Raw genomic sequence first — 23,876 nt, 5'->3', positions numbered from 1 at the left:
AATGCCCGGCGGCTACGTCAAGGGCTGTGCGCCCGCCTGTGGACAAGTAGTCGGATGTGAACAACTCCGTGCCCCGTTCGAGGCGCTTCTCAGGGTCCTGTCACTCTTCCGTATGGCTTCCCCTACGGGTCCGTACCTCTCTGGTCGGACACGGATCCAACCGCCTGGTCTGACGATCGATGTGGTCTGCGCCACTACCGTCGAAGTGTGAATGTGATCGCGACCGAAAGCCTGAGCAAGCGGTTCCCCCGGGTGACCGCGCTTGACCGGCTCTCCTTGGACATCGGGCCCGGTGTGACCGGCCTGGTGGGTGCCAACGGAGCCGGCAAGTCGACGTTGATCAAGATCCTTCTCGGCCTCTCGCCCGCCACGGAGGGCAGTGCCGCGGTGCTGGGTCTCGACGTCGCCACCAGCGGCAGTGCGATCCGCGAGCGGGTCGGCTACATGCCGGAGCACGACTGCCTGCCACCCGACGTCTCGGCCACCGAGTTCGTCGTGCACATGGCGCGCATGTCGGGGCTTCCGGTGACCGCCGCCCGAGAGCGCACCGCCGACACCCTGCGCCACGTCGGGCTCTACGAGGAGCGCTACCGCCCGATCGGCGGCTACTCGACCGGCATGAAGCAGCGGGTCAAGCTCGCCCAGGCGCTCGTCCACGACCCCCAGCTGGTCCTGCTCGACGAGCCGACCAACGGCCTCGACCCGGTCGGCCGCGACGAGATGCTCGGTCTGATCCGGCGCATCCACACCGACTTCGGCATCTCGGTCCTGGTCACCTCGCATCTGCTCGGCGAGCTGGAGCGCACCTGTGACCACGTAGTGGTCATCGACGGCGGCAAGCTGCTGCGGTCCAGCTCCACCAGCGACTTCACCCAGATGACCACGACCCTCGCGGTCGAGGTCACCGACTCCGACGCGTACCCCGACGGTGCGCAGGCCCTGCGCGGCGCGCTCGCCGAGGCCGGACTCACGCTCCACGCGGGCGTGGAGGACGGTCTGCCGGGCGCCGGGCACATCCTGCTGATCGAGGCGGCGGGCGAGGAGACGTACGACGTCGTGCGCGACACCGTCGCCGGGCTCGGGCTCGGGCTCGTACGGATGGAGCAGCGCCGCCACCACATCGCGGAGGTCTTCAAGACCCCGGCCCAGGCACCGGAGCCCGTCTCCGAGCGCGCCGCCGCCTGGGCAGCCACCGCCGCACGGCAGAACGGAGGCGGCAGCCATGGCTGAGGCCACACAGACCCGGATCCACAACATCGGCTACCGCAACTACGACGGGCCGCGCCTGGGACGGGCGTACGCACGGCGCTCGCTCTTCTCGCAGTCGCTGCGCGGCGCCTACGGACTGGGCCGCAGCGCCAAGTCCAAGGTGCTGCCGATGCTGCTCTTCGCGGTGATGTGCGTGCCGGCCACCATCATGGTCGCGGTCGCCATCGCCACCAAGGCCAACGACCTGCCGGTGGACTACACGCGCAACGCGGTCCTCATGCAGGCCGTCATCGGCCTCTACATCGCGGCCCAGGCCCCCCAGACCGTCTCGCGCGACCTGCGCTTCCGCACGGTGCCGCTGTACTTCTCGCGGCCCATCGAGCGCGTGGACTACGTCCTCGCCAAGTACGCGGCGATGGCCTCGGCGCTGTTCATCCTGACGGCGGCGCCCCTCGTGGTCCTCTACGTGGGCGCGCTCCTCGCCAAACTCGACTTCGCGGACCAGACCAAGGGGTTCGCACAGGGACTGGTCTCCGTGGCGCTGCTCTCGCTGCTCTTCGCCGGCATCGGCCTGGTGGTCTCGGCGCTCACCCCGCGCCGCGGCTTCGGTGTCGCCGCCGTCATCGCCGTGCTGACCATCTCCTACGGAGCGGTCTCCGCGGTCCAGGGCGTCGCCTTCGACCAGCAGTCCACCGGGGTCATCAAGTGGCTCGGGCTCTTCTCCCCCATCACGCTCATCGACGGGGTGCAGACCGCCTTCCTCGGCGCCACCTCCGCCTTCCCGGGCAAGGCGGGGCCGGACGCGGGCGTAGGCGTCGTGTACCTGCTCGTCGTCCTCGCGCTGATCCTCGGCTCGTACGCCGTCCTGATGCGCCGCTACCGGAAGGTCGGGCTGTGACCGCCCACCCGTCGCCCACCACCACCCTTCTAAGGAATGGGCTGCGCCCATGAGCACGATTCACATCGACCACACCTCGCGCTGGTTCGGCAATGTGGTGGCCGTCAACGACGTCACCATGTCGATCGGCCCCGGCGTGACCGGACTGCTCGGCCCCAACGGCGCCGGAAAGTCCACGCTCATCAACATGATGGGTGGTTTCCTCGCCCCCTCGACGGGAAGCGTGACGCTCGACGGGCGCCCCATCTGGCGCAACGAGGAGGTCTACCGCCAGATCGGCATCGTCCCCGAGCGCGAGGCGATGTACGACTTCCTCACCGGGCGCGAGTTCGTCGTCGCCAACGCCGAACTGCACGGGCTCGGGGCGAAGGAGGCCCAACGGGCGCTGGCCACGGTCGAGATGGAGTACGCGCAGGACCGTAAGATCCAGACGTACAGCAAGGGCATGCGCCAGCGCGTGAAGATGGCGTCCGCGCTGGTCCACGACCCGTCCGTGCTGCTGCTCGACGAGCCGTTCAACGGGATGGACCCGCGCCAGCGCATGCAGCTGATGGATCTGCTGCGACGGATGGGCGCCGAGGGGCGCACGGTCCTGTTCTCGTCCCACATCCTCGAAGAGGTCGAGCAGCTCGCCGCGCACATCGAGGTCATCGTGGCCGGGCGGCACGCGGCGAGCGGTGACTTCCGCAAGATCCGCCGGCTGATGACGGACCGCCCGCACCGCTATCTGATCCGCTCCAGCGACGACCGCGCGCTCGCCGCCGCGCTGATCGCCGACCCGTCCACGGCCGGGATCGAGGTGGACCTCAAGGAGGGCGCGCTGCGCATCCAGGCGGTCGACTTCGGTCGGTTCACGACCCTGCTCCCGCAGGTCGCGAAGGCGCACGGGATCCGGCTGCTGACGGTCTCGCCGTCCGACGAGTCGCTGGAATCCGTCTTCTCCTACCTCGTAGCGGCCTGAAAGGAGCTGTGAGCGTCATGTACAACCCCACAGTCGCCCGGCTCACCTACCGGGCCCTGCTCGGCCGGCGCCGGGCCGCGATCCTCTGTGTGCTGCCGGTGCTCCTGATCGTCATCGCGGCGGCCGTACGGTCGTTCAGCGGCGCCGACGACCAGGTCGCGGCCAATCTGCTCGGCGGGTTCGCGCTCGCCACGATGGTGCCGCTGATCGGCGTCATCGCGGGCACGGGCGCGATCGGGCCCGAGATCGACGACGGCTCGATCGTCTATCTGCTGGCCAAGCCGGTGAAACGGCCGACGATCATCTTCACCAAGCTGATCGTGGCGATCGCGGTCACCATGGCCTTCTCGGCCATTCCCACCTTCATCGCGGGAATGATCCTCAACGGCAACGGCCAGCAGATCGCGATCGCCTACACGGTCGCGGCCCTGGTCGCCTCCATCGCGTACGCGGCGGTCTTCCTGCTCCTGGGCACCGTCACCCGGCACGCGGTGGTCTTCGGCCTGGTCTACGCGCTGGTGTGGGAGAGCCTGTTCGGCAATCTGGTGCCGGGCGCGCGGACCCTGAGCGTGCAGCAGTGGTCGCTGGCCCTCGCGGAGCGGATCGGCGAGAACGACATCATCACCTCGGACGTCGGCCTCCCGACCGCCGTGGTCCTGCTGACGGCGGTGACGGTCCTGGCGAGCTGGTACGCGGGGCAGAAGCTGCGGACGCTGAAGCTGGCCGGCGAGGAGTGACTCGCGCGGCGGAGTGACGCGCGTGGTGACCCGGCCCCGTCCGGCAGCGGCGACGGGGTTCGGGTCATCATCGAGGAATGACGACGTTGCACAGTCCCGGTACGCGCCGGGCGCCCGAGCCGGCCCGGCCGGTGCGGGCCTGGGTGCTCTCCTCGCCGGGGACGCACATCTGGTTGCTGATCATCGCGATCACCAGCATCGTCATCGAGCTCTCCACCGAGGGCCTTGAGCACTATCTGCTGCACCGCAACAGCAGCAACATCCACGAGCTGACCAAGCACCCCCTGCAGTCGCTGTTCACCAGCGCCTTCTGGATCGAGAACCCGTCCTCGTTCCTGCTCTACTTCGTGCTCTTCGAGATCGTCCACGCTCCCCTGGAGCGCTGGGTCGGCACCCTGCGCTGGCTCTTCACCGTCGCCGTCGCCCATGTCTCGGCCACCCTGGTCAGCCAGGAGTTCGTGCTCTGGAGCATCCAGAACCACCAGGCGCACAAGCGGATGGCGCATGTCGTCGACATCGGCGTCAGCTACGGGCTGGCCGCGTCGGCCGGGCTGCTGGTGTACCGGCTGCCCCGGCCGTGGCGGTGGCTCTACCTCGCGGGCGTGGTGTCGTTCTTCGGGATTCCGCTGCTGACCGGTGGCACGTTCACCGACATCGGACACGCGGTCGCGCTCACGATCGGGCTCGCCTGCTGGCCGCTGACCAGGGGAAAACCACTGGCCGTGAAGAGGCGCTCCGGGCACAGTGGTTGAGGAGGGCGGCCGCTTCGAGCACGCGAGAGCGTGGGCCGTCCGGGCGCACAAGTAAGGGGCGTCCGCCATGGCGGACGCCCCTTACTTCGTACCTCTTCAAGACACCGGACTACGTGCCCCGCACCCGAGCCGAAGCCCTTACGGCATCAGCTGTTCCAGCACCACGGCGATCCCGTCGTCCTCGTTCGAGGCCGTGATCTCGTGGGCGACGGCCTTCAGCTCGTCGTGGGCGTTGGCCATGGCCACGCCGTGCTGGGCCCAGCCGAACATCGGGATGTCGTTGGGCATGTCGCCGAAGGCGATCGTGTCGGCCGCCCGGCAGCCGAGACGGCGCGCGGCCAGGGACAGCCCCGTCGCCTTGCTCAGACCCAGCGGCAGCAGCTCCACCACGCCCGCGCCCGCCATCACCACGTCGACCAGACTGCCGACCACCTGGCGCGCGATCCGCGCCAGGTGGTCGTCGTCGAGCCGGGGGTGCTGGATGTAGACCTTGTTCAGCGGCGCCGACCACAGCTCGGCGATGTCCTCGAACGCGACGACCGGCAGCGGGCCCTCCTGGACCGTGTAGCCGGGGCCGACCAGCACCTCGCCGTCGAGCCCGTCGCGGCTCGCGGCCAGCGCCAGCGGGCCGACCTCCGCCTCTATCTTGGAGAGCGCCAGACCCGCCAGCTGACGGTCCAGGGTCACCGACGTCAGCAGTCTGTGCTCGCCGGCGTGGTAAACCTGCGCGCCCTGCCCGCACACCGCGAGTCCCCGGTAGCCCAGGTCGTCCAGGATGTGCCGGGTCCAGGGCACCGCCCGGCCGGTCACGACGATGTGCGCCGCGCCCGCCTGGGTGGCGGCGGTGAGCGCGGCACGGGTGCGCTCCGAGACGGTCTCGTCGGAGCGCAGCAGCGTCCCGTCCAGATCGGTCGCGATCAGCTTGTACGGGAACGGGCTCCGCTCGGTGGTGCTCACTTGGCGATGGGCTCCAGGACCTCGCGTCCGCCCAGGTACGGGCGGAGCACGGCCGGGACCCGCACGGAGCCGTCGGCCTGCTGGTGGTTCTCCAGGATCGCCACGATCGTGCGCGGCACCGCGCAGAGCGTGCCGTTCAGCGTCGCCAGCGGGGTGACCTTGCTCTTGCCGTCGGCGGTGTCGCGCATGCGCACGGACAGGCGGCGGGCCTGGAAGCCGTCGCAGTTGGAGGCCGAGGTCAGCTCGCGGTACTTGCCCTGCGTCGGGATCCACGCCTCGCAGTCGTACTTGCGCGAGGCGGAGGCGCCCAGGTCGCCGGTGGCCACGTCGATCACCTGGAAGGGCAGCTCAAGACCGGTCAGCCACTGCTTCTCCCAGTCCAGGAGCCGCTTGTGCTCGGCCTCGGCGTCGTCCGGGTGGACGTACGAGAACATCTCGACCTTGTCGAACTGGTGGACCCGGAAGATGCCCCGGGTGTCCTTCCCGTACGTACCGGCCTCGCGGCGGAAGCACGGGGAGAAGCCCGCGTAGCGCAGCGGCAGCTTCTCCGCGTCCAGGATCTCGTCCATGTGGTACGCCGCGAGCGGGACCTCGGAGGTGCCGACCAGGTAGTAGTCGTCCTTCTCCAGGTGGTACACGTTCTCGGCGGCCTGGCCGAGGAAGCCGGTGCCCTCCATGGCGCGCGGGCGGACCAGCGCGGGGGTGAGCATCGGGATGAAGCCGGCCTCGGTGGCCTGCGCGATCGCCGCGTTGACCAGGGCGAGCTCCAGGAGCGCGCCGACGCCGGTCAGGTAGTAGAAGCGCGAGCCGGAGACCTTGGCGCCGCGCTCGACGTCGATGGCGCCCAGCGCCTCGCCGAGCTCCAGGTGGTCCTTGGGCTCGAAGCCCTCGGCCGCGAAGTCGCGGACGGTGCCGTGCGTCTCCAGGACGACGAAGTCCTCCTCGCCGCCGACCGGCACGTCCGCGTGGACGATGTTGCCGAGCTGGAGCAGGAGGTGCTTGGCCGCCTCGTCCGCCTCGTTCTGCTCGGCCTCGGCGCTCTTCACGTCGGCCTTGAGCTGCTCGGCCTTCTTCAGGAGCTCTGCGCGCTCCTCGGGAGAAGCCTTGGGGATGAGCTTGCCGAGCGCCTTCTGCTCGGAGCGCAGCTCGTCGAAGCGGACGCCGGACGACCTGCGCCGCTCATCGGCGGAGAGCAGGGCGTCGACGAGGCCGACGTCCTCTCCACGGGCGCGCTGGGAGGCGCGAACACGGTCGGGGTCCTCACGGAGCAGGCGAAGGTCAATCACCCCTCCAGGCTACCGGTGCGGATCCCTGGCACCCCACCGGATATCCCTGCCACGCTCGTTCCGCGTGTCGGTTTGCCCGAATTGACCGTATTGAGAAATGTGGTGGAGAAATTCCAGGACGGACATCGGTGCGGGCGTCAATAAAGGCCGTGCTTTTCCCTGAAAAGGGGTGGTTTCCGGACTTTCGTTGACTGGAATCCCTTGTGGCTCAAGGGACTTGTCCACAGAGGTGTGTGGGTCGGGAAAGTTATCCACAGGGTGTGGGGAGTCCCTGTGGACCGCCTGGAAGATCCACCCCGTATGCGGATGCGCGGCCAAGGATTCCCCGTTCGAAGCTCTTCCACGCACTCATTCGGGTGGGAATTGCTCGCTCTAAAGAGTTGATCGAGGGAATTGGGCTGACATCGCCCGTCCCGGTCTTCTGTGGACGGATGCGTCGTCACTAGAGGTATTTGTCGACTCTGTCCGGTTGCGTTGTCGACTTACCCACAGGTCGAGAAGCGTGCCTGTGGATAACTTTGTGGACAACGAAAATCAGCAGGTAGGACCAGCCAGTCCGACTCAGGCGCGGCCGTCCTGGCTGCGTGCCAGCCACTCCGCCGCCGCCACGAACTCGGTGTCCGAGGTCCCGGGCCGCAGCTTCCGTACGTCCGCGGCCGTGACACCCGCGCGCGGATACGACCCGAGGAAGCGCACCTTCGGGCAGATCCGCTTCAGGCCCATCAGCGCCTCGCCGACCCGCCGGTCCGAGATATGGCCCTCGGCGTCCACCGCGAAGCAGTAGTTGCCGATGCCCGCGCCGGTCGGCCGCGACTGGATGAGCATCAGGTTGACCCCGCGTACGGCGAACTCCTGGAGCAGTTCGAGCAGCGCGCCCGGGTGGTCGTCGCCCAGCCAGATCACCACGGACGTCTTGTCCGCCCCGGTCGGTGCGGCGGGCCGGGCCGGGCGGCCCACCAGCACGAACCGCGTCTCCGCGTTCTCCGCGTCGTGGATCTCGGTGACCAGCGCTTCGAGCCCGTACGTCGCCGCCGCGAACTCGCCCGCGAACGCCGCGTCGAAGCGGCCCTCCTGGACCAGGCGCGCGCCGTCCGCGTTGGAGGCGGCCGACTCCCACAGCGCCTCGGGCAGATGCGCGCGCAGCCAGTTGCGCACCTGCGGCTGGGCCACCGGGTGCCCGGTCACCGTCTTGATGTCCGACAGCTTGGTCCCGGGCCGCACAAGCAGCGCGAACGCGATCGGCAGCAGCACCTCGCGGTAGATCATCAGCGGCTCGCCGCCGGCCAGCTCGTCCAGGGTCGCGGTGACCCCGCCCTCCACCGAGTTCTCGATGGGCACGAGCGCGGCCGCCGCGTCCCCGTTGCGTACCGCGTCCAGGGCGGCGGGGACGGACACCATCGGGACCAGCTCGCGGGTCGCTGCCTCGGGGAGCGTACGCAGGGCGGCCTCGGTGAAGGTGCCTTCGGGACCCAGATAGGTGTATCGCGTGGCGGACATACTCGTCACCCTAATGCGCCGCCGTCACGCGCGAAGGGCGTTGCGGCGGCTCATGACTCCAGCAGCAGCTGGCCCACGTACTCCCCGGCGCGCGGCCCGCCGGGCACCGCGAACAGACCGCTCGACTCGTGCCGGATGAACGCCGACAGCGCGTCCCCCCGGTCGAGCTTGCGCTGGACGGGCACGAAGCCGCGCAGCGGATCGGCCTGCCAGGCGACGAAGAGCAGGCCCGCGTCCGGCGCCCCGTCCTCGGCGAACCCGTCGTGGTACGAGAAGGCGCGCCGCAGCATCGCCGCGCCGCCGTTCTGCTCGGGCGCCGAGATGCGCGCGTGCGCGTTGTCGGGGATGACCACCTTGCCGTCCGAGCCGAACTTGTCGAGCTGCATCGGGGTCGTCTCCGTACCCCCCGAAAGAGGTGCGCCGTTCGCCTTCCGGCGGCCGATCACCTGCTCCTGCTGGGCGAGCGGCACCTTCTCCCAGTCGTCCAGCAGCATCCGGATCCGGCGCACGACCGCGTACGAGCCGTTCGCCATCCACGCCGGCTTTCCGCTGTCGGGGACGAAGATCCGCTTGTCGAAGTCGCGGTCGGAGGGCTTCGGGTTGCCGGTGCCGTCGATCTGGCCCATCAGATTGCGGGCCGTCATCGGCTTCTTGGTGGCGCCCGGCGTGCGGTTGAAGCCGTTCATCTGCCAGCGCACCCGGGCCGCCGACCCCGCGTCCTTCTGCACCGCGCGCAGCGCGTGGAAGGCGACCAGGGCGTCGTCCGCGCCGATCTGCACCCACAGATCGCCGTTGGAGCGCTTGGGGTCGAGCCGGTCGGAGGAGAAGTCCGGCAGCGGGTCCAGCTCGGCCGGGCGCTGCGCCACCAGGCCCGTACGGTCGAAGAAGGTGCGCCCGAAGCCGAAGGTGACGGTCAGCGAGGAGGGACCGGCGTCCAGCGCGACCCCGGTGTCATTGCCCGCCGGCTCGCCCGCCATCAGCGCCTTCGCGGTCGCCGACCAGCGCCGCAGCAGCGCCGCCGCCTCCTTGCGCCCGGCGCCCGGCGCCAGGTTGAAGGCGATCAGATGCCCGCACGCCTGAAGCGGAGTGGAGATCCCCGCCTGATGTTTCACGTGAAACGGGACCTCGGTGGAGCCGACGGAGCTCAGTTCGGAGGCGTCCGAGGGGGATTCGACGGCGGCGTGGACGAGCGCGCCGCCCGTCGCGCCCAGCGCGACACCGGCCGCGCCCGCCGCGCCGACCGTGCCGAGGAGCCGCCGCCGGGAGATGTCCAGGGTCTCGGGGGTGGAGGGGGTGCTCTCGCTCATGTGGTCCGTACTCAGCCGATCTTGATCTTCTTGTCGACGGTGGTCTGGTCGATGTCGGAGGTCCGCACGGTCACGGACACCTGCCAGTCGCCTGCCATCGGGAGCTGGACGCCGCTCGCGCTCCAGTGTCCCTTGGTGATGCGCTCGGGCGTGACGGGCAGCGGTCCGACCGCCTTGGCGGGCAGCGTGAAGGACACCTTCACCTCGGGCGCGTCCAGCGGCTTGGCCTCGGCGTCGTCCGTCCAGACGTGCATGTCGTTGGCGCCGGTGCGGCCCGGGTCGAGCGTGAGGCGGACGGTGCCCTTGCCGTTCTTGCCACCCGTGTCGAAGGGGATGCGGATGCTGATCGGCCGGTCCGGCACGGCCACCTGCGTGGTCGCCTGCGCGGCGGCCGCCGCCTCCTGCGTACGCCCCGGCTCGGTCGACGACAGGATCGTCGCCACGGCGAGCACCGCCACCGCGATCCCGGCCTCGGTGAGCACCGAGCGCCGCAGCCCGGAGCGCTCCGGGTCGGCGTCACGGATGCGCTTCTCGCGGGCGACCGTCATCGCGGCCTGCTGCCGGGCCAGTTGACGGGCCCGCTTGGGGTCGGCGGAGTCGTCCGGCACGGTGACGGGCTCGGGCTCTTCTTCCAGCTCCGGTTCGGCCGCGAGTTCCTCGACGACGGAGGCGGCTTCGGCCTCCGGCGCGGCGTGCTCCGAGAGCCGGCCGGTCCAGCGGCGCGAGATGTACGCGGCGGAGAGCAGCACCGCGATCAGGCCGAGCTTGACGAGCAGCAGCTGCCCGTAGCCGGTGCCGGTGAGCGCGGACCAGGAACCGAGCTGGCGCCAGGCCTGGTAGACGCCGGTCGACACCAGGACGACCACGCACCAGAACGCGATCCGTGAGAACCGCCGCACCGCCGTCCGTTCGACGGCAGGGGTGAGATGGAGCGCCATGAGCAGTGTCGCGAGGCCGCCCAGCCAGGTCGCCATCGACAGCAGGTGCACCACCGCGACCGGCATCGCGAGCGCGGTCTGGATGCCGGTCGAGGCGTGCTCGGCGAGCGCCCAGGTCGCGGCGATTCCGGCCGCGACCACGAATCCGCCTATGGCGAGCCCGTACGTGAGGTCCTTCTTCTCCTCGTCCTCGCGCTTGGCGTACGCGCCGAACAGGACCGAGATGAACAGGGCGGCGGCGCTGAGCAGCAGCAGCCGGGAGCTCAGCGCGGCACCCGACTTGGTCTGCAGGACCGCCTTCAGCCCGTCCAGGTCGAAGGCGTCGGAGAGCTGGCCCGAGGTGGTGTACGGAGTGCGCAGGAGCAGCAGCGCGATGGTGGCCGCGGTCATCGCGAGCCAGCCGCCGACGACGAGGCGCTGCACCGGACGCACGGTGGCGCCGCGCTGCCAGCAGCCCAGGATGAAGACGCCGCCGCCGGTGAACAGGATGAAACCGGCGTACGAGGCGTAGCGCATGGTGTCGTACAGGGTCCCGACGAGACCGCCGCCGACGTCCGGGGACGACAGCGAGACGGTGGTCTTGGAGGGGGCGCCGATGGAGAAGGTGAAGGCGCCCGCGACCGGGTGGCTGTCCGCCGAGACGGCCTGCCAGGCCACGGTGTAGGTGCCCTTGGGCAGCCCGTCGCGCAGGCCGACGCCGTACTTCACGACGGAGCCGGCGCACAGGTTGAGCAGTTCACCGGTGTCGGCGCGCTTGCCGGTCGGGTCCAGGACGCGGATGGACTTGTTGTCCATCGCGACCTGCTCGGAGAAGGTGAGGTCGACGTCCTTGGGGGCGGTGGCGACCACCGCCCCGTCCTTCGGGTTGGTCGCGGTGACCGCGGCGTGCGCCGAGGCGGGGGCCGCGGTCGCGAACAGCGCGCCGAACAGGGCGGCCGCGATCAGCAGCAGCCGGGTCAGCGCGGTTCCGAAGCGTGGGGCGGTGGCCGTCATCGTCTGTCAGTCCCTCATCCCTCAGTGGTGCTTCGGGTTGTAGGTGGTTTCCTTCACCGGGAGCTCGACCTTGACCGGGTCGGCCTTCTCGAAGTGCAGCTCGATGGAGACCTTCTCGCCCTGCTTCGGCTTCTTCTTGAGAGCCATGAACATGATGTGGCTGCCACCGCGTTCGAGGTTCAGCTGGCCGTTGGCGGGGATGTCGAAGGACTTCACCTCCTGCATCTTCTGGTTCTTGGTCTCGTGGATCGTGACGTCGTCGGAGATGTCACTGGTGACCTTGGTGAGCTTGTCGGCGGTCTTGCTGTCGTTCTTCACGACGAGGAAGCCACCGGCCATGTCGGCGCTCACCGGCTCCGGCATGAAGGCCTGGCTGACCTGCAGGCTCGGCTTGCTGTCGGAGCTGTCGGACGAGCAGCCCGTCATCGCGAGCCCGGCGGTCAGGGCTATCGCGGCGGCGAGGGTGGTGCGGCGGTTCACGGGTTTTCTCCAGTAATGATCTTCGGCAGGTCTTTGGTGTAGTCCTCGGCGGTGGCGGTGTCGCCGTAGAGGACGTATCCCTGGTCGGTCTTGGGCGAGAAGGCGATGACCTGGGCGCCGTGCATCGACACGACCTTGCCGTCCTTGTCCTTCGTCGCCGGGTCGATCCCGATGCCGATCGAGCGGGCCCCGGCCTGGATGGTCGGGAAGTCGCCGGTCAGACCGATGAACGACGGGTCCTGCGCCTTGAGCCACTTGCCGAGCGACTCGGGGGTGTCCCGCTCGGGGTCGGTGGTGACGAAGACGACCTGGAGCTTGTCCTGGTCGGCCTTGGGCAGCCGCTTCTTGGCGATGGCGATGTTGCTCATCGTCAGCGGGCACACGTCGGGGCAGTTGGTGTAGCCGAAGTAGATGAGGGTCGGCTTGCCCTTGGTCCGCTCACGGAAGTCGAACTTCTTGCCCTGGGTGTCGGTCAGGACGAAGTCCGGCTTGGTGAACGGCCGGTCGAGCACGGTGCCGGCCTTGTTGCTGTCGGCGGCGGTGGAGACGTCGGTGACAGGGCTCTTGGCCTTGTCGTCACCTCCGCCGCACGCGGTCAGGGTGAGCGCCGCCGCCACCGCGAATGCGATGGCAGCCGGCGCGTACTTGGTGCGCATGGGGGAATTTTTCCGTTCGAGGACGGGTCTTGGGCGGGATCACGCGGCCCGGCGGCGTCCGGCGAGGACACCGAAGGCCACACCGGCGACACCCACGACGATGCCCACGATGCCGAGCACCCGGGCCGTGTTGTCGCTGCTCTTGGAGTCGGACGAGGCCTCGGTCTTCTTGTCGTGACCGGCCATGTCGTCCGTCTTCTTGTCGTCGGACGCGGTGGCCGCGCCGCCGTGGTGGTCGCCGGTCGCGGCGGAGAGCGCGAGCACCGGGGCCGGGTTCTGCGGCTCCTCGGCGCCCGGCTTCTGATCCTCGATCCAGCGGACGGTCTCACCGTTGCTGTACGTCTGGACGGCCTTGAAGACCAGCTGGTCGGTGTCGGTGGGCAGCGCGCCGATGGAGAGCGGGAACTTCTGGAAGTAACCGGACTCAATCTTGCCGCCGCTCCAGGTCACCTTGGTGACGGCCTCGTTGATCTGCTTGCCGTGCATGGTCAGCGGCTTGTCGAGCTTGGACTTGGTGACCTCGACGGTCCAGCCGGGCAGCGCCTCGGGCTGCACGGACGCCAGCGGGTGGTCGGCCGGGAAGTTGACTTCGAGCTTCACGGTCTGGGCGTTGTCGCGCTCGTTGGGGACCTTGAAGTTGACGACGGCGTAGCCGCCCTTCGCGGCCGAGCCCTCGGGCTGGACGCTGACGTGCGCGAAGGCCGGGCCGGCGAGGACCAGGACGGACGAGGCGGCGACGGCACCGGCGACGGCGAGGCGACGGGAAACGTTCATGGCGGAAGACACTCCAGTGAGCAGGAAGGTGTGTGGGGACGGCCCACGCGCGCGATGCGCTGGGCTCCACGGCACCACTCCTGCGACAGGTGTCGTCGGATGTACGGGACGTGAGTCGTCCGGTCGTACGGGGAGTGGGCCGCGTCAGGCTGCGAGGGCGAACGCCGAGGGCGGCCCGCGCCTGATCACCGAGTGCTGGAGTGCGTCCCCGGCCGGCGGCAGGGGGACGGCGAGCTGCGCCAGAGGAACGCGCGGGCCGTGCCCGGGCGCGCCCGGCAGACCGGCGCGCAGCGCCCGTACGAGCGCGAGAGCGGCGCGCAGGGAACGTACGCACGCGCCGTGTGCGGCGGCGGTGGCCGCTTCGGCGGAGAGCCGCGCCAGGCGGAAGAGCGCGGCCTCGCCGCGCCGCATCAGCCAGCCCGTGAGCAGCGCGGCCAGCAGGTGGCCGAGCAGCATGGGCAGCGACGGCAGCAGTCCGGCGACGACGGTGTGCGCCGAGGCCTGACCGGTCATCCCCGGCATGGAGGCCATGCCCGTCATCGACTCGTGCGCGGGCGCGGCGGCACCGGGCGGCGGGCGCAGGCCCGCGTCGGTGACGATCCGCCGGGCGTCCGACGCCGTCAGCTGGGCGGCGGCCGTGGGGCCGCAGACGAGCTTGGCGGCGAGCCGCAGCAGCGACATGTCGCCGGTGGACCCGTCGCCGGAGACGGCCGCGGTGTGCTGGCCGATGCCGAAGAGGCTGTGCAGAGCGAGCTGTCCGGCGGCCAGCGCGCCCGCGATGGACGCGAGCGAGCGCTCCCGCCCGGCGAGCGGTGCGGCGACCGCGAACACCCCGAGGAACCCGGCGAGCACCGTCCACCACGGGACGGTCGCGCAGGCGGCCAGGACGTGCCCGAGCGCGGACAGCACGACGCAGACCGCGGCGAACAGCGCGGCCCTCAGCAGCCGGAGACCGGCGCCTGCGTGTGTGTGTCGAGCGTGTCGGGCAGACATGGCGGGGCCATCATCGCACTGGGCTTACCGGCTCCATACGGCAGGTCCACAAGGTTCCGTATTCCTGTGATGATCACATCCGTGCCGAGTGTCCCGGTCTCGGTGGGCGCGCGACGGCACCCTGGTGGGGCGGCCGCTACTGCCCCTCGCACGGCGCCCATACACCGGCGCATTGGGTGTTCGCATCCGCCGAATGAGCGCTATCACGTCAAGTTCGCGCTTACGACCCACGGGTTGCGGCAATACGTAGGGGTATGTCGAGCCGCAGCCAGGAGGCTGGAGCATGAGCATCTGGTGGTCACTCCATTTGCGGCGCGAGGCCGCGAGCGTTCCGCTCGCACGTCGCCTTCTGCTCGGCACCATGGAGACCGCTGGGGTCGATCCGGACATCTCCTACGACCTGTCGGTCGCGCTCGGTGAAGCGTGCGCGAACGCGGTCGAGCACGGCGGGGACGACGGATCCGGCACCTCGGCGGCCTACCGGGTGACCGCGTATCTGGACGGCGAGAAATGCCGTATCGAGGTCGCCGACTCGGGGCCGGGCTTTCCCGTACGACGAGGCCGTCGCACCGCAGCGCGGATGAACAGCACATTGGGCAGCAGCATGGCCGAGAACGGCAGAGGGCTCTGTCTGATCGAACAGCTCGCCGATCACGTCCACTTCGGCAACCGCCCGGGCAGAGGCGCGGTGGTGAGCTTCGACAAGATCCTGAAATGGCGGGAAGGGGCGCTGCTCAAGGTGTCCTGAGCGGCGCCCCTTCCGGCGGGACCACGAGGTGATCAGGCTGGTCAGCCCTGCTTGACCCGCGCCATCCACGCCTCGATCTCGTCGGCCTGACGCGGCAGCGAGGCCGACAGGTTCTCGTTGCCGTCCTCGGTGACGAGGATGTCGTCCTCGATGCGGACGCCGATGCCCCGGTACTCCTCGGGCACGGTCAGGTCGTCGGCCTGGAAGTACAGACCGGGCTCGACGGTCAGGCACATGCCCGGCTCCAGGTCGCCCGCGACGTACGTCTCGGTGCGCGCGGCGGCGCAGTCGTGGACGTCCATGCCGAGCATGTGGCCGGTGCCGTGCAGGGTCCAGCGGCGCTGCAGGCCCAGCTCCAGGACCTTGTCGACGTCGAGGTCGCCGCACAGGCCCCACTCGACGAGCTTCTCGGCGAGCACGCGCTGGGCGGCGTCGTGGAAGGCGCGGTAGGGGGCGCCCGGCTTGACCGCCGCGATGCCGGCCTCCTGGGCCTCGTACACCGCGTCGTAGATCTTGCGCTGGAGCGGCGAGAACGTGCCGTTGATCGGCAGCGTGCGCGTCACGTCGGCGGTGTACAGCTCGGTGGTCTCGACGCCGGCGTCGAGCAGCAGCAGCTCGCCGGAGCGGACGGCGCCGTCGTTGCGCACCCAGTGCAGGGTGGTGGCGTGCGGGCCGGCGGCGCAGATCGAGCCGTAGCCGATGTCGTTGCCCTCGACGCGGGCGCGCAGGAAGAACGTTCCTTCGATGTAGCGCTCGCTGGTCGCCTCGGCCCGGTCCAGGACCTTGACGACGTCCTCGAAGCCGCGCGCGGTCGAGTCGCACGCCTTGCGCAGCTCGGCGATCTCGAACGCGTCCTTCACCAGGCGCGCCTCCGAGAGGTAGACGCGCAGCTCCTCGTCGCGCTCGGCGGTGACCTTGTCGGTCAGCGCCGCCTCGATCGACGCGTCGTGGCCGCGCACGGCGCGCACCGGGCCGGTGGCCTCGGTGAGCGCGGCGGCCAGCTCGCGGACGTCCTTGGCGGGCAGCCCGAGCAGCTGCTCGGCCTCGGCCAGCGAGTGACGCCGGCCCACCCACAGCTCGCCGGTGCCCGACAGCCAGAACTCACCGTTCTCGCGGTTGGAGCGCGGCAGCAGGTAGATGGTCGCCTCGTGACCGTCGCCCTTGGGCTCAAGCACCAGCACGCCGTCCTCGGACTGGTCGCCGGTGAGGTACGCGTACTCGGTCGAGGCGCGGAAGTGGTACTCGGTGTCGTTCGAGCGGGTCTTCAGGTTGCCCGCGGGGATCACCAGACGCTCGCCGGGGAAGCGCGCGGAGAGCGCGGCACGCCGGTCGGCGGTGTGGGCGGCCTGGGCGATCGGCGCGAGCCCGCGCAGCTCGGTGTCGGCCCAGCCGGACTTCATGTTCTCGGCCAGCTCGTCGGACACGCCCGGGTACAGGCCGTTCTTGCGCTGCTGGATCGGCTGCTCTTCCGACTCTTCCGGGGTCTCCGGCGTGAGCTGCTCGGCCACGGGTCTGCCTCCACTTAGTACGACATTGGACCTCCTCCATCGTACGGGCGGGCGGAAAGCCGTCCAGGGCCCTAGGGCCCGTTACGGGGCGTACGCGCGCGTCACTCGAATCGGGCCGCGAGCAGGACCACGTCGTGGTCGCCGTCGGCCGTGTCCAGGCCGTCGGGGAGCACGGTTCGCAGCACGTGGTCGGCGATCGCGCCCGGGTCCTCGCGGGCCGCTTTCGGGACGCTCGCGGCGGCCGCGTGGAGGCGGGCGAAGGCGCGGTCCATGGGTTCGCCGGTGCGGTGGAGCAGCCCGTCGGTGTACAGCAGCACCGTTTCTCCGGCCGCGGGCTGGAGCTCCACGCTGGGCGCTTCCCAGCACGCCAGCATCCCCAGGGGCGCGGAGAGCGAGGTTTCCACGTACTCGGTGCGGCGCTCGCCGATGATCAGCGGCGGCGCGTGCCCGGCCCCGGCCAGCACGATCTTGCCGCGCGCGGGCTCGCAGTAGGCGAAGAGCGCGGTCGCCGAGCGGGCCGGCTCGGTCAGCCGCAGCAGCAGTTCGAGGTCGGAGAGGACGGCGACCGGATCCTCGCCCTCCATCACCGCGTACGCCCGCAGGCTGGCCCGCAGCCGGCCCATCGCGGCGACGGCGCTCGGCCCGGACCCGGTGACGGACCCGACCGCGAGGCCGAGCGCGCCCTCGGGCAGCGGCAGCGCGTCGTACCAGTCGCCGCCGCCGCGCGGCCCGGTGCGATGGCGCGCGGCCAGCTGCACCCGGGCCACCCGAGGCAGTCGGCTCGGCAGCAGCTCCTCGGCGACGGTCGCAAGGCGCGTCCGCGCGCGTTCCAGCTCGACGAGCCGGGCCAGATGCTCGGAGGCCTGGCGCAGATAGAGGCCGACGAGGTGGCGGCGGCGCTCGTCGGGCTCGGCGGGCTCGTCGTAGAGCCAGACCGCCGCGCCGAGGCGGCCCGCCGTGTCGGTGGCGAGCGGCAGGGCGTAGCTGGCGGCGTAGCCGAGCCGGGCGGCGACCTCGCGGTGCCGGGGATCGGGCCCGTCCGTTTCTACGTCGCCGACCAGGTCGCAGCCGCCGTCGGCGTCCGGGAGTCCGTCGAGGATCCGGCCGTACGGGGTGGCGCTGCGCGGGACGGTCTCGATGTGGCCGAGGTCGGCGTGGGCGAGGCCGAGGCCGGTGGTGACGGCGGGGCCGAGCCCGTCGGCGGGTTCAAGTGCGACCAGGCCGCGACGGGCGCCGACCAGCGCGGCACCGGCCCGCAGCAACTCGTCCAGGGCCTCGTCGAGGACGTTGGTGCGGGAGAGGCGTTCGGTGAGTTCGTGCAGCGTGGTGAGGTCGGAGACCCAGGCGGCGAGCCGGTCCTGGATCACCGCGCCGGGGGCGGCGGGGGCGACGGAGGCGGATGTGGGCAGAGACGCGGCAGTCTGCGCGGGAGGCGGAACGGATGGATCGATTCCAGCCACTTTCGGCAGGTGCGGGGCGCTCATGGCAGCCGACTGTCTGACCGGCTGATTTCGCTCAATAGCATCGCAAACCCCCATGTCAATCTGCGCCGCCATCAATGCATCCAGATGTACACGCACAAGTAAGGGGATGTCCAGCATTGTCATAGCGGGATTGTTGGTGTCCATGGGGTGTTCAACTTGGCGGAAAATTGCCCCCTATGGCCCATCTCTGGGGTCGACTGAGGGCGTTCAAGAGCGCGTCATATCGAGCGTGCGGGGTACGTACTCGGTGATGGCCAGGGGCAGTTGACGGTGTCCCGGAACCCGGCGGCGGGCCAGGGCGTCTCAACAGTCGACGGTCGCGCCCCATCCCCGAGTGGCGGGGTTTTTGCACAAGGGTCGGCAAGCGCCAGGCGCACGCCACCCCTCGCCATGCGTTTAATGGTCACAGCCCACGCTCGATCCTGACGGGTTACCCGTACCGCAGGCTCGCAGAGCTCATAGAGCATGTACGCGCAGTGAAGTGATGCACACATGGTGTGATGTGGACCTCGGCGTTCAACGGAAAGGAACGAGCGCTCATGCGCGAGATCCTCGGAAGGCGACGCAGGCTCCGGTTCCGGCGCAGTGAAAGGGCTGCTCAGCTTGGCGCCGCGCTGACCTGCGCGACCGAGTGGAAATGGCCCGTACTCCCAGGTGTGGGACTGAAAGCGGCCGGTGGCCGTGGTGACCGGGGCCGTGGCTGTGCCTGTCCCGACCCCGAGTGCGCCGTTCCGGGCGCGCACCCCTTCGACCCGGGACTGCTCGCGGCGTCGACGGACGAGCGCCTGGTGCGCTGGTGGTGGACCAACCGCCCCGGCGCGCCCGTACTCCTCGCGACCGGCGGCAGGGCGCCGTGCGCGCTGAGCCTCCCGGCCGTCGCCGGGGCGCGGGCGCTGGTCGCGCTCGACGAGATGGGCGTCCGGCTCGGCCCGGTGGTGGCGACCCCCACCCGGTGGTCGCTGCTGGTGGCTCCGTACTCGCTGGAACGTCTCGGTGACCTCCTCTACTCCAAGGACTGGGTGCCCAGTTCGCTCCGCTTCCACGGAGAGGGCGGGTATCTGGTGCTGCCCCCGTCCGAGACGGGCAAGGGGCAGGTGCGCTGGGAACGGGCTCCTCACTCGGGCCCGCGGTCTCGTACGAGCGGGACGGACCCGCGGCCCGGCTCCGCCGCGCCCTGGCTGCCGGACGTGGAGGCGGTGGTGGACGCGCTGGTCGCGGCCTCGACCAGCGCACCGGACGGTGGGTCGCGGCTCGCTTACTGAGCCCGCTGGTGGATCGGTCGGTACTCGGCGAGCGGGGAGGCGGAGGCCCTGCTCGTGTACTGAGTCAGCGAATGGGACGGACGCCGGGTTCCCCAGGGAGCCCGGTGTCACTCGTTCGGGTGTGAGAGCGCCCGACTTGCAGGGGAAATGGGCGCGCGGAGAACCGGGCGCCCGGTTCCCGTCGATATCTTCGGCTGACCGCAGGAATTCCACGTGAGGGGCCGGCAGCCATGAACCTCCGCATGATCGGTATCGGCGCCGTGGTGGTGTGTTCGGTGCTGCTGCCATTGGTGGCCTCGGCCGGTCCCGCCGACGGGCCCGAGCCCGAGCCCGCGCGGTCCAAGGGACCGGGTGACCCGGAAGCCGCGCCCGGTGGCCGCGGAGTCGTACGGAATGGCGGAGCAGCCGGACTGGCTGATGCGAAGCCGTCGCCACGCGCGCGTGGGGGTGGCCTGGCGGGGCCGGCCCTGCGACAGGGCGGGTCGGCCGTGCGTGAGGCCGCCGCGCGGTGCGGGCCCGAACTCGTCTCGCCCGAGGGCGTCGAGGCGCAGACCTGTGTGCTCACCGAGGGCCGGGACGCCTGGGCGCGTACGTATTACCGCAACGCCACGGGCGGGCGGTTGCGTTCGGTGCTCACGCTGATGGGGCCGCGCGGCCACACCGTACAGACGAACTGTGCCGTGTCGGCGGGGGACCAGCCGGGGACATGCGAGACGCCGAGGGAACCGGCGCGGGGAAAACCTGGCGCGTACTCGGCGGTCGCGGAGTTCGCCGAAGAGGGCGACGACGCGCCTCTGCTGCTGAGATCCGGCTCCAACGCACCCGACGGGGCGGCCAACTCGGCGGCGGCCTCGGCTCGTTGAGCGGGCGGCCCGCGCGTGGACGCGGCGGGGAACCGGCAGAAGAAATGGAAGGGCCCGATCGCTGGCGACGGGGGATGCACCAGCGACCGGGCTCTTAGAACGGTAACAAGAGATCTGTCATTCGCAAATTCGATCTCGGTAATTCGGACACCGATTTATCTGCGACTACCGGGAGTTGTGACGCGGGTCACCCATCCCGTGACAGGACTGGTCACTCTCAGCTGAGGGTCACCTGGCGGTTGGTGAGACCGCCGCGCGCCCTGCGCTCCTCGGGCGTGAGCGGCGCGTCGACCGCCAGCGCACCCGCCAGACGCTCCGCGAACGCAGCGGCCGGCTTCTCGCAGTCCTCGGCGGTCATCGCACTCGGCAGGTCCCAGACGGGCACGGTCAGGCCGTGCGCCCGGAAGGAGCCGACGAGGCGGGTGCCCTCGCCGAGCGAGGAGGTGCCCGCCGCGTGCAGCCGGGCGAGCGCGTCCAGAAGCCGCTCCTCGGGGTGCGGCATGACCCACCGGAGGTGGTTCTTGTCGGGCGTCTCGCACCAGTAGGACGAGTCGACCGACGTGAGCCGTACGGTCGGGATCGCGGCCGCGTTGGCGCGCTCCAGGGACGCGGTCACCTCGGGGGTGGCGTTCTCGGAGTCCGGCACCCAGAACTCGAAGCCGCTGTGCACGGCGGGTTCGAACGGGGCGGTCGCGTCCAGCAGGTCCTGGAGGCGGGGGCCCTGCGGGTCGACGCGCTGGGCGGCCACCGGAGTACCCGGCTCCGCGGCCAACGCGCGCGTGAGCGTGTCCGCGAGGTCGCGGCTGATGTCACCGGACGGCGTGTCGTTCTGCAGTCCGAGCAGCACCGAGCCGTCGTCTCGGCGCAGCGCGGGCCACGCCATCGGCAGGACGGTCGCGAGCGCGACGGACGGCACGCCCTCGGGCAGCCCGTCCTTGAGGGTCAGCTCGACGGTCGCGGCCGGGACGAGCTCGCGCAGCGCGACCCAGTCGCACTCGCCCGCCAGGCCCTCGAACGGGCGCTGGACCAGCTCGGTCACGGCGTGCGAGGCCTCGCGGCCGTGGCAGGCCTTGTAGCGGCGGCCGGAGCCGCAGGGGCAGGGCTCCCGGGCGCCGACGACCGGAATCTCACCATCGATGAGCTGGGCCCGCCCCGGAGGGGCTGACTGACGCTGAGCGGCCTTGGTCTGGGGGCGCTTCTTGGCCATGGTGTGGCTCTCTCCCGACTGCGGTGGTGCGGTGTCGCTGTGTCGGGCGCGAGCCTAGCCGTACGGGATGGCCCACGGCGTACGGCACAGTCGGAGACGGGTGGCGCGGAGCCCTTGGGTACGGCTCGGGCGCAGTCGCCCGGCCCGGTGCGGGACCCGGTCGCGTACCCGGCCTGCGGCTCAGTCGCGGTCGTCGAACGCGTCCGCGAAGTCGAAGCCGAGCGGCGCCACGCGCGCGACGAGGCCGTCCGTGGTCGGCGCGTGCCCGTTGTCACGGCCGTGGCCGTGTCCCGGTCCGACGGTGATGATCACCCAGACCGTGACCTCTCCGGACGCGCTGTCCCGTACGCCCCAGTCCTGGGCGAGTGCGCTGATGATGTTGAGCCCCCGGCCGCCACGTGCGGTCACCGAAGGCGTGGCCGGAATGGGTCGGGTCGGGCCGCCGCCGTCCGTCACCTCGACGGTGAGGCGCCCCGCCTTGTCGATACGCCAGGCCGCCCGCACGTCGCCGTCGCCGACGTCGGCTCGGCCCAGTGGCCTGCCGTGCCGGCAGGCGTTGCTGAGCAGTTCGGAAAGGACCAGTACGGCATCGTCCACGACGGGCTCCGACACGCCGCTGCCGAGCAGGTGCTCCCGCATCCGGTGTCTCGCCTTGCCCACGCCCGCAGGGCCGTGGGGCACGGCCATGCTCGACGACGTGGGCACCTCCTGTGCCACCACCAACGCCACCCCCGAGACCTCCTTCACCCCACGCCACGGTGTGGATGCCCCAATGGACTGGACCGGAAACCGGCCAACCGACGTCTGGTGACGCACTCGTAACGATCGAATACGGACCGAACGCGCCGGTGCACTCCCTGTCACCAGTTTTACTGGTGACGTGGGTGGGGAAACGGACGCCTATAGAGGCGCTTTCAGAGGCGTCCGAGCTGCTGGAGCACCTGCTTCGGGCGGTTGGTGATGATCGCCTCCACCCCCAGGCGTACGCACAGCTCGACGTCCTCCGGCTCGTTCACCGTCCAGACGTGCACCTTGTGGCCCGCCGCGTGCAGCCGTGCGATGTAGCCGGGGTGGTTGCGTACGATCCGCATCCCCGGCCCCGCGATCCCGGCGCCCGCGGGCAGCCGTCCGTCGCGCAGCCGGGGCGAGAGGAACTGCATCAGGTAGACGGTCGGGATGTCCGGCGCGGCCGCCGCGACCCGGTGCAGCGAGCGGGCCGAGAAGCTCATGATGCGTACGGGCGAGCTCTCGCCGGCGGGCGGCGGATCGGTGAGGCCGAACCGCTTCAGCAGATGCAGCAGCCGCTCCTCGACCTGGCCGGCCCAGCGGGTGGGGTGCTTGGTCTCGATGGCCAGCTCGATGCGGCGGCCCGCGTCGGCGACGAGTTCGAGCAGCCGCTCCAGGGTGAGGACCGAGGTGAACGACGGGTCGCCCCAGTCCGGGCTCTCCTCGCTGTCCTTCCAGGAGCCGAAGTCCAGGGCCGAGAGCTCGGAGAGCTCCAGGGCGGAGACGGCGCCGCGGCCGTTGGAGGTGCGGTTGACGCGCCGGTCGTGGACGCAGACGAGGTGGCCGTCGGCGGTGAGCCGGACGTCGCATTCGAGGGCGTCGGCGCCGTCCTCGATGGCCTTCATGTACGCGGCCAGGGTGTGCTCGGGCGCGTCCTCGGACGCGCCCCGGTGGGCCACCACCTGGATGGAGGCCCGGTGGGAGGAATGCCTGTCGTGCTGCCGTGCTTGGGTCACCGCGTCATCGTGCCACTGCGCGGGTGCGTACGGGCGACCGGTGACGGGGGCACGGACACGGCGGAGGGCACGGATACACAGGTCCTGCTTACAGTGGCCTGACAGGTCGTGGGAAAAGCTGAGCCCTGACATGTGCACATGTCCGCACAGTCGAACTACGCGATTGTCGGACCCCTGGCGCACCATGGTCGGTGGCGCCGTCCCCACGCCGCGACGTAGCGACCGTACCGAGCGACGCAGCGACCGTACGAGCAACGGAGCGACCGTACCGATCATGCCGACCCCGAGACCGAGTGGAACCGAGGAGAGAGAGCTGTGAGCACCGAGAACGAGGGCACCGCGGCCCCTGCCGTCCCGCCTGCCCCGTCGTCAGCACCGCCCGCGCCTCCCGTCCACGCCGTGACGTCCGAGGAGCCTGTACGGGCCGAGGGCCAGCCCGCCGCTCAGCCTGCCGCCCAGGCCGGGAGCGAGGCCGAGACCGCGGTCCAGGCCGCGGTGGGCCCGGAGCAGACCGCGGTGCAGCCCGCGCAGGAGGCGGCGCCGGAGACGGCCGCCACGCACGCGCAGGAGCCCGTCGCCGCGCAGGTGCCGGGCGAGGAGCACGCCGGGGCTCCCGCCGCGCAC

General features: G+C 70.7%; 22 protein-coding genes and 1 pseudogene. 9 read left to right on the top strand and 14 right to left on the bottom strand.

Going from position 1 to position 23,876, the window contains the following annotated elements; genetic code table 11:
• Nucleotides 1-213 precede the first annotated feature (213 nt).
• The 5 genes from BG418_RS27105 (at nt 214) to BG418_RS27085 (ending at nt 4,557) form a co-directional block, all read left to right on the top strand.
• On the top strand, nt 214-1,230 hold the full coding sequence (locus BG418_RS27105) for an ABC transporter ATP-binding protein (RefSeq protein ID WP_188277225.1): 1,017 nt from the start codon (nt 214-216) through the stop codon (nt 1,228-1,230).
• Nucleotides 1,223-2,107: an ABC transporter permease gene (locus tag BG418_RS27100; RefSeq protein WP_188276629.1), complete on the top strand. Its 885-nt coding sequence runs from the start codon at nt 1,223-1,225 to the stop codon at nt 2,105-2,107. Before BG418_RS27105 ends, BG418_RS27100 begins: the two co-directional genes overlap by 8 nt.
• Before the next feature lie 49 nt (nt 2,108-2,156).
• On the top strand, nt 2,157-3,068 hold the full coding sequence (locus BG418_RS27095; protein ID WP_188276628.1) for an ABC transporter ATP-binding protein: 912 nt from the start codon (nt 2,157-2,159) through the stop codon (nt 3,066-3,068).
• A 17-nt stretch (nt 3,069-3,085) separates the two neighbouring features.
• Entirely contained in the window at nt 3,086-3,805 is a 720-nt protein-coding gene (locus tag BG418_RS27090) for an ABC transporter permease (RefSeq protein WP_188276627.1), read from the top strand.
• A 77-nt stretch (nt 3,806-3,882) separates the two neighbouring features.
• A complete protein-coding gene (locus BG418_RS27085) occupies nt 3,883-4,557 on the top strand; it encodes a rhomboid-like protein (RefSeq protein ID WP_188276626.1) in 675 nt (224 codons plus the stop codon).
• A 138-nt stretch (nt 4,558-4,695) separates the two neighbouring features.
• On the opposite strand, the gene BG418_RS27080 is transcribed toward BG418_RS27085, so the two are convergent.
• The 9 genes from BG418_RS27080 to BG418_RS27040 form a co-directional block, all read right to left on the bottom strand.
• Nucleotides 4,696-5,514, bottom strand: coding sequence for an HAD family hydrolase (locus tag BG418_RS27080; RefSeq protein ID WP_188276625.1), 819 nt, complete (start codon nt 5,512-5,514; stop codon nt 4,696-4,698).
• Nucleotides 5,511-6,800 (bottom strand): serine--tRNA ligase, encoded by a 1,290-nt coding sequence (gene serS, locus BG418_RS27075; protein WP_188276624.1) that lies wholly within the window; start codon nt 6,798-6,800, stop codon nt 5,511-5,513. The genes BG418_RS27080 and serS overlap by 4 nt, the downstream gene beginning before the upstream one ends.
• A gap of 561 nt (nt 6,801-7,361) precedes the next feature.
• Nucleotides 7,362-8,297, bottom strand: a complete 936-nt coding sequence (pheA, locus tag BG418_RS27070) for a prephenate dehydratase (RefSeq protein ID WP_188276623.1) — start codon at nt 8,295-8,297, stop codon at nt 7,362-7,364.
• Nucleotides 8,298-8,347: 50 nt separating this feature from the next.
• Complete coding sequence (efeB, locus tag BG418_RS27065) at nt 8,348-9,604, bottom strand: iron uptake transporter deferrochelatase/peroxidase subunit (protein WP_188276622.1); 1,257 nt, start codon at nt 9,602-9,604, stop codon at nt 8,348-8,350.
• An 11-nt stretch (nt 9,605-9,615) separates the two neighbouring features.
• A complete protein-coding gene (locus tag BG418_RS27060; RefSeq protein ID WP_188276621.1) occupies nt 9,616-11,535 on the bottom strand; it encodes a copper resistance protein CopC in 1,920 nt (639 codons plus the stop codon).
• 21 nt (nt 11,536-11,556) lie between these two features.
• Nucleotides 11,557-12,015, bottom strand: coding sequence for a copper chaperone PCu(A)C (locus BG418_RS27055; RefSeq protein WP_188276620.1), 459 nt, complete (start codon nt 12,013-12,015; stop codon nt 11,557-11,559).
• Nucleotides 12,012-12,671 (bottom strand): SCO family protein, encoded by a 660-nt coding sequence (locus tag BG418_RS27050; protein ID WP_188276619.1) that lies wholly within the window; start codon nt 12,669-12,671, stop codon nt 12,012-12,014. Before BG418_RS27050 ends, BG418_RS27055 begins: the two co-directional genes overlap by 4 nt.
• 39 nt (nt 12,672-12,710) lie before the next feature.
• Nucleotides 12,711-13,445 carry a YcnI family protein gene (locus tag BG418_RS27045; RefSeq protein WP_188276618.1) on the bottom strand — a complete coding sequence of 245 codons (735 nt, stop codon included), beginning with the start codon at nt 13,443-13,445 and terminating at the stop codon, nt 12,711-12,713.
• Between the two features lie 144 nt (nt 13,446-13,589).
• Nucleotides 13,590-14,438: a hypothetical protein gene (locus tag BG418_RS27040; protein WP_188276617.1), complete on the bottom strand. Its 849-nt coding sequence runs from the start codon at nt 14,436-14,438 to the stop codon at nt 13,590-13,592.
• 283 nt (nt 14,439-14,721) lie between these two features.
• Between BG418_RS27040 and BG418_RS27035 the strand changes: the two genes are divergently transcribed.
• Nucleotides 14,722-15,186, top strand: coding sequence for an ATP-binding protein (locus BG418_RS27035; protein ID WP_188276616.1), 465 nt, complete (start codon nt 14,722-14,724; stop codon nt 15,184-15,186).
• Nucleotides 15,187-15,227: 41 nt separating this feature from the next.
• On the opposite strand, the gene BG418_RS27030 is transcribed toward BG418_RS27035, so the two are convergent.
• Together BG418_RS27030 and BG418_RS27025 are read right to left on the bottom strand one after the other, a co-directional pair.
• Nucleotides 15,228-16,694 carry an aminopeptidase P family protein gene (locus tag BG418_RS27030; RefSeq protein ID WP_188276615.1) on the bottom strand — a complete coding sequence of 489 codons (1,467 nt, stop codon included), beginning with the start codon at nt 16,692-16,694 and terminating at the stop codon, nt 15,228-15,230.
• A 101-nt stretch (nt 16,695-16,795) separates the two neighbouring features.
• Entirely contained in the window at nt 16,796-18,295 is a 1,500-nt protein-coding gene (locus tag BG418_RS27025) for a PP2C family protein-serine/threonine phosphatase (protein WP_188277224.1), read from the bottom strand.
• Nucleotides 18,296-18,717: 422 nt separating this feature from the next.
• Between BG418_RS27025 and BG418_RS27020 the strand changes: the two genes are divergently transcribed.
• Nucleotides 18,718-19,440: a bifunctional DNA primase/polymerase gene (locus BG418_RS27020; RefSeq protein ID WP_188276614.1), complete on the top strand. Its 723-nt coding sequence runs from the start codon at nt 18,718-18,720 to the stop codon at nt 19,438-19,440.
• Nucleotides 19,441-19,670: 230 nt separating this feature from the next.
• Nucleotides 19,671-20,303 carry a hypothetical protein gene (locus BG418_RS27015; protein ID WP_188276613.1) on the top strand — a complete coding sequence of 211 codons (633 nt, stop codon included), beginning with the start codon at nt 19,671-19,673 and terminating at the stop codon, nt 20,301-20,303.
• 217 nt (nt 20,304-20,520) lie between these two features.
• Here BG418_RS27015 and BG418_RS27010 read toward each other — a convergent pair whose 3' ends face one another.
• From BG418_RS27010 to BG418_RS27000, 3 genes are all read right to left on the bottom strand, one after another.
• Nucleotides 20,521-21,510, bottom strand: coding sequence for a DUF5926 family protein (locus BG418_RS27010; protein ID WP_188276612.1), 990 nt, complete (start codon nt 21,508-21,510; stop codon nt 20,521-20,523).
• 180 nt (nt 21,511-21,690) lie between these two features.
• On the bottom strand, nt 21,691-22,326 hold the full coding sequence (locus tag BG418_RS27005; protein WP_188276611.1) for an anti-sigma regulatory factor: 636 nt from the start codon (nt 22,324-22,326) through the stop codon (nt 21,691-21,693).
• Nucleotides 22,327-22,424: 98 nt separating this feature from the next.
• On the bottom strand, nt 22,425-23,252 hold the full coding sequence (locus BG418_RS27000) for a glycerophosphodiester phosphodiesterase (RefSeq protein ID WP_399000441.1): 828 nt from the start codon (nt 23,250-23,252) through the stop codon (nt 22,425-22,427).
• A 315-nt stretch (nt 23,253-23,567) separates the two neighbouring features.
• Between BG418_RS27000 and BG418_RS26995 the strand changes: the two are divergent.
• Nucleotides 23,568-23,876 (top strand): annotated as a pseudogene (locus BG418_RS26995) (protease); the annotation flags it as partial.

It is taken from the genome of Streptomyces sp. CBMA152, from assembly GCF_014596475.1.
GTDB lineage: Bacteria > Actinomycetota > Actinomycetes > Streptomycetales > Streptomycetaceae > Streptomyces.
The sequence above is the reverse complement of the archived record's forward strand: the minus strand, read 5'-3'. Positions and strand labels throughout refer to the sequence as shown.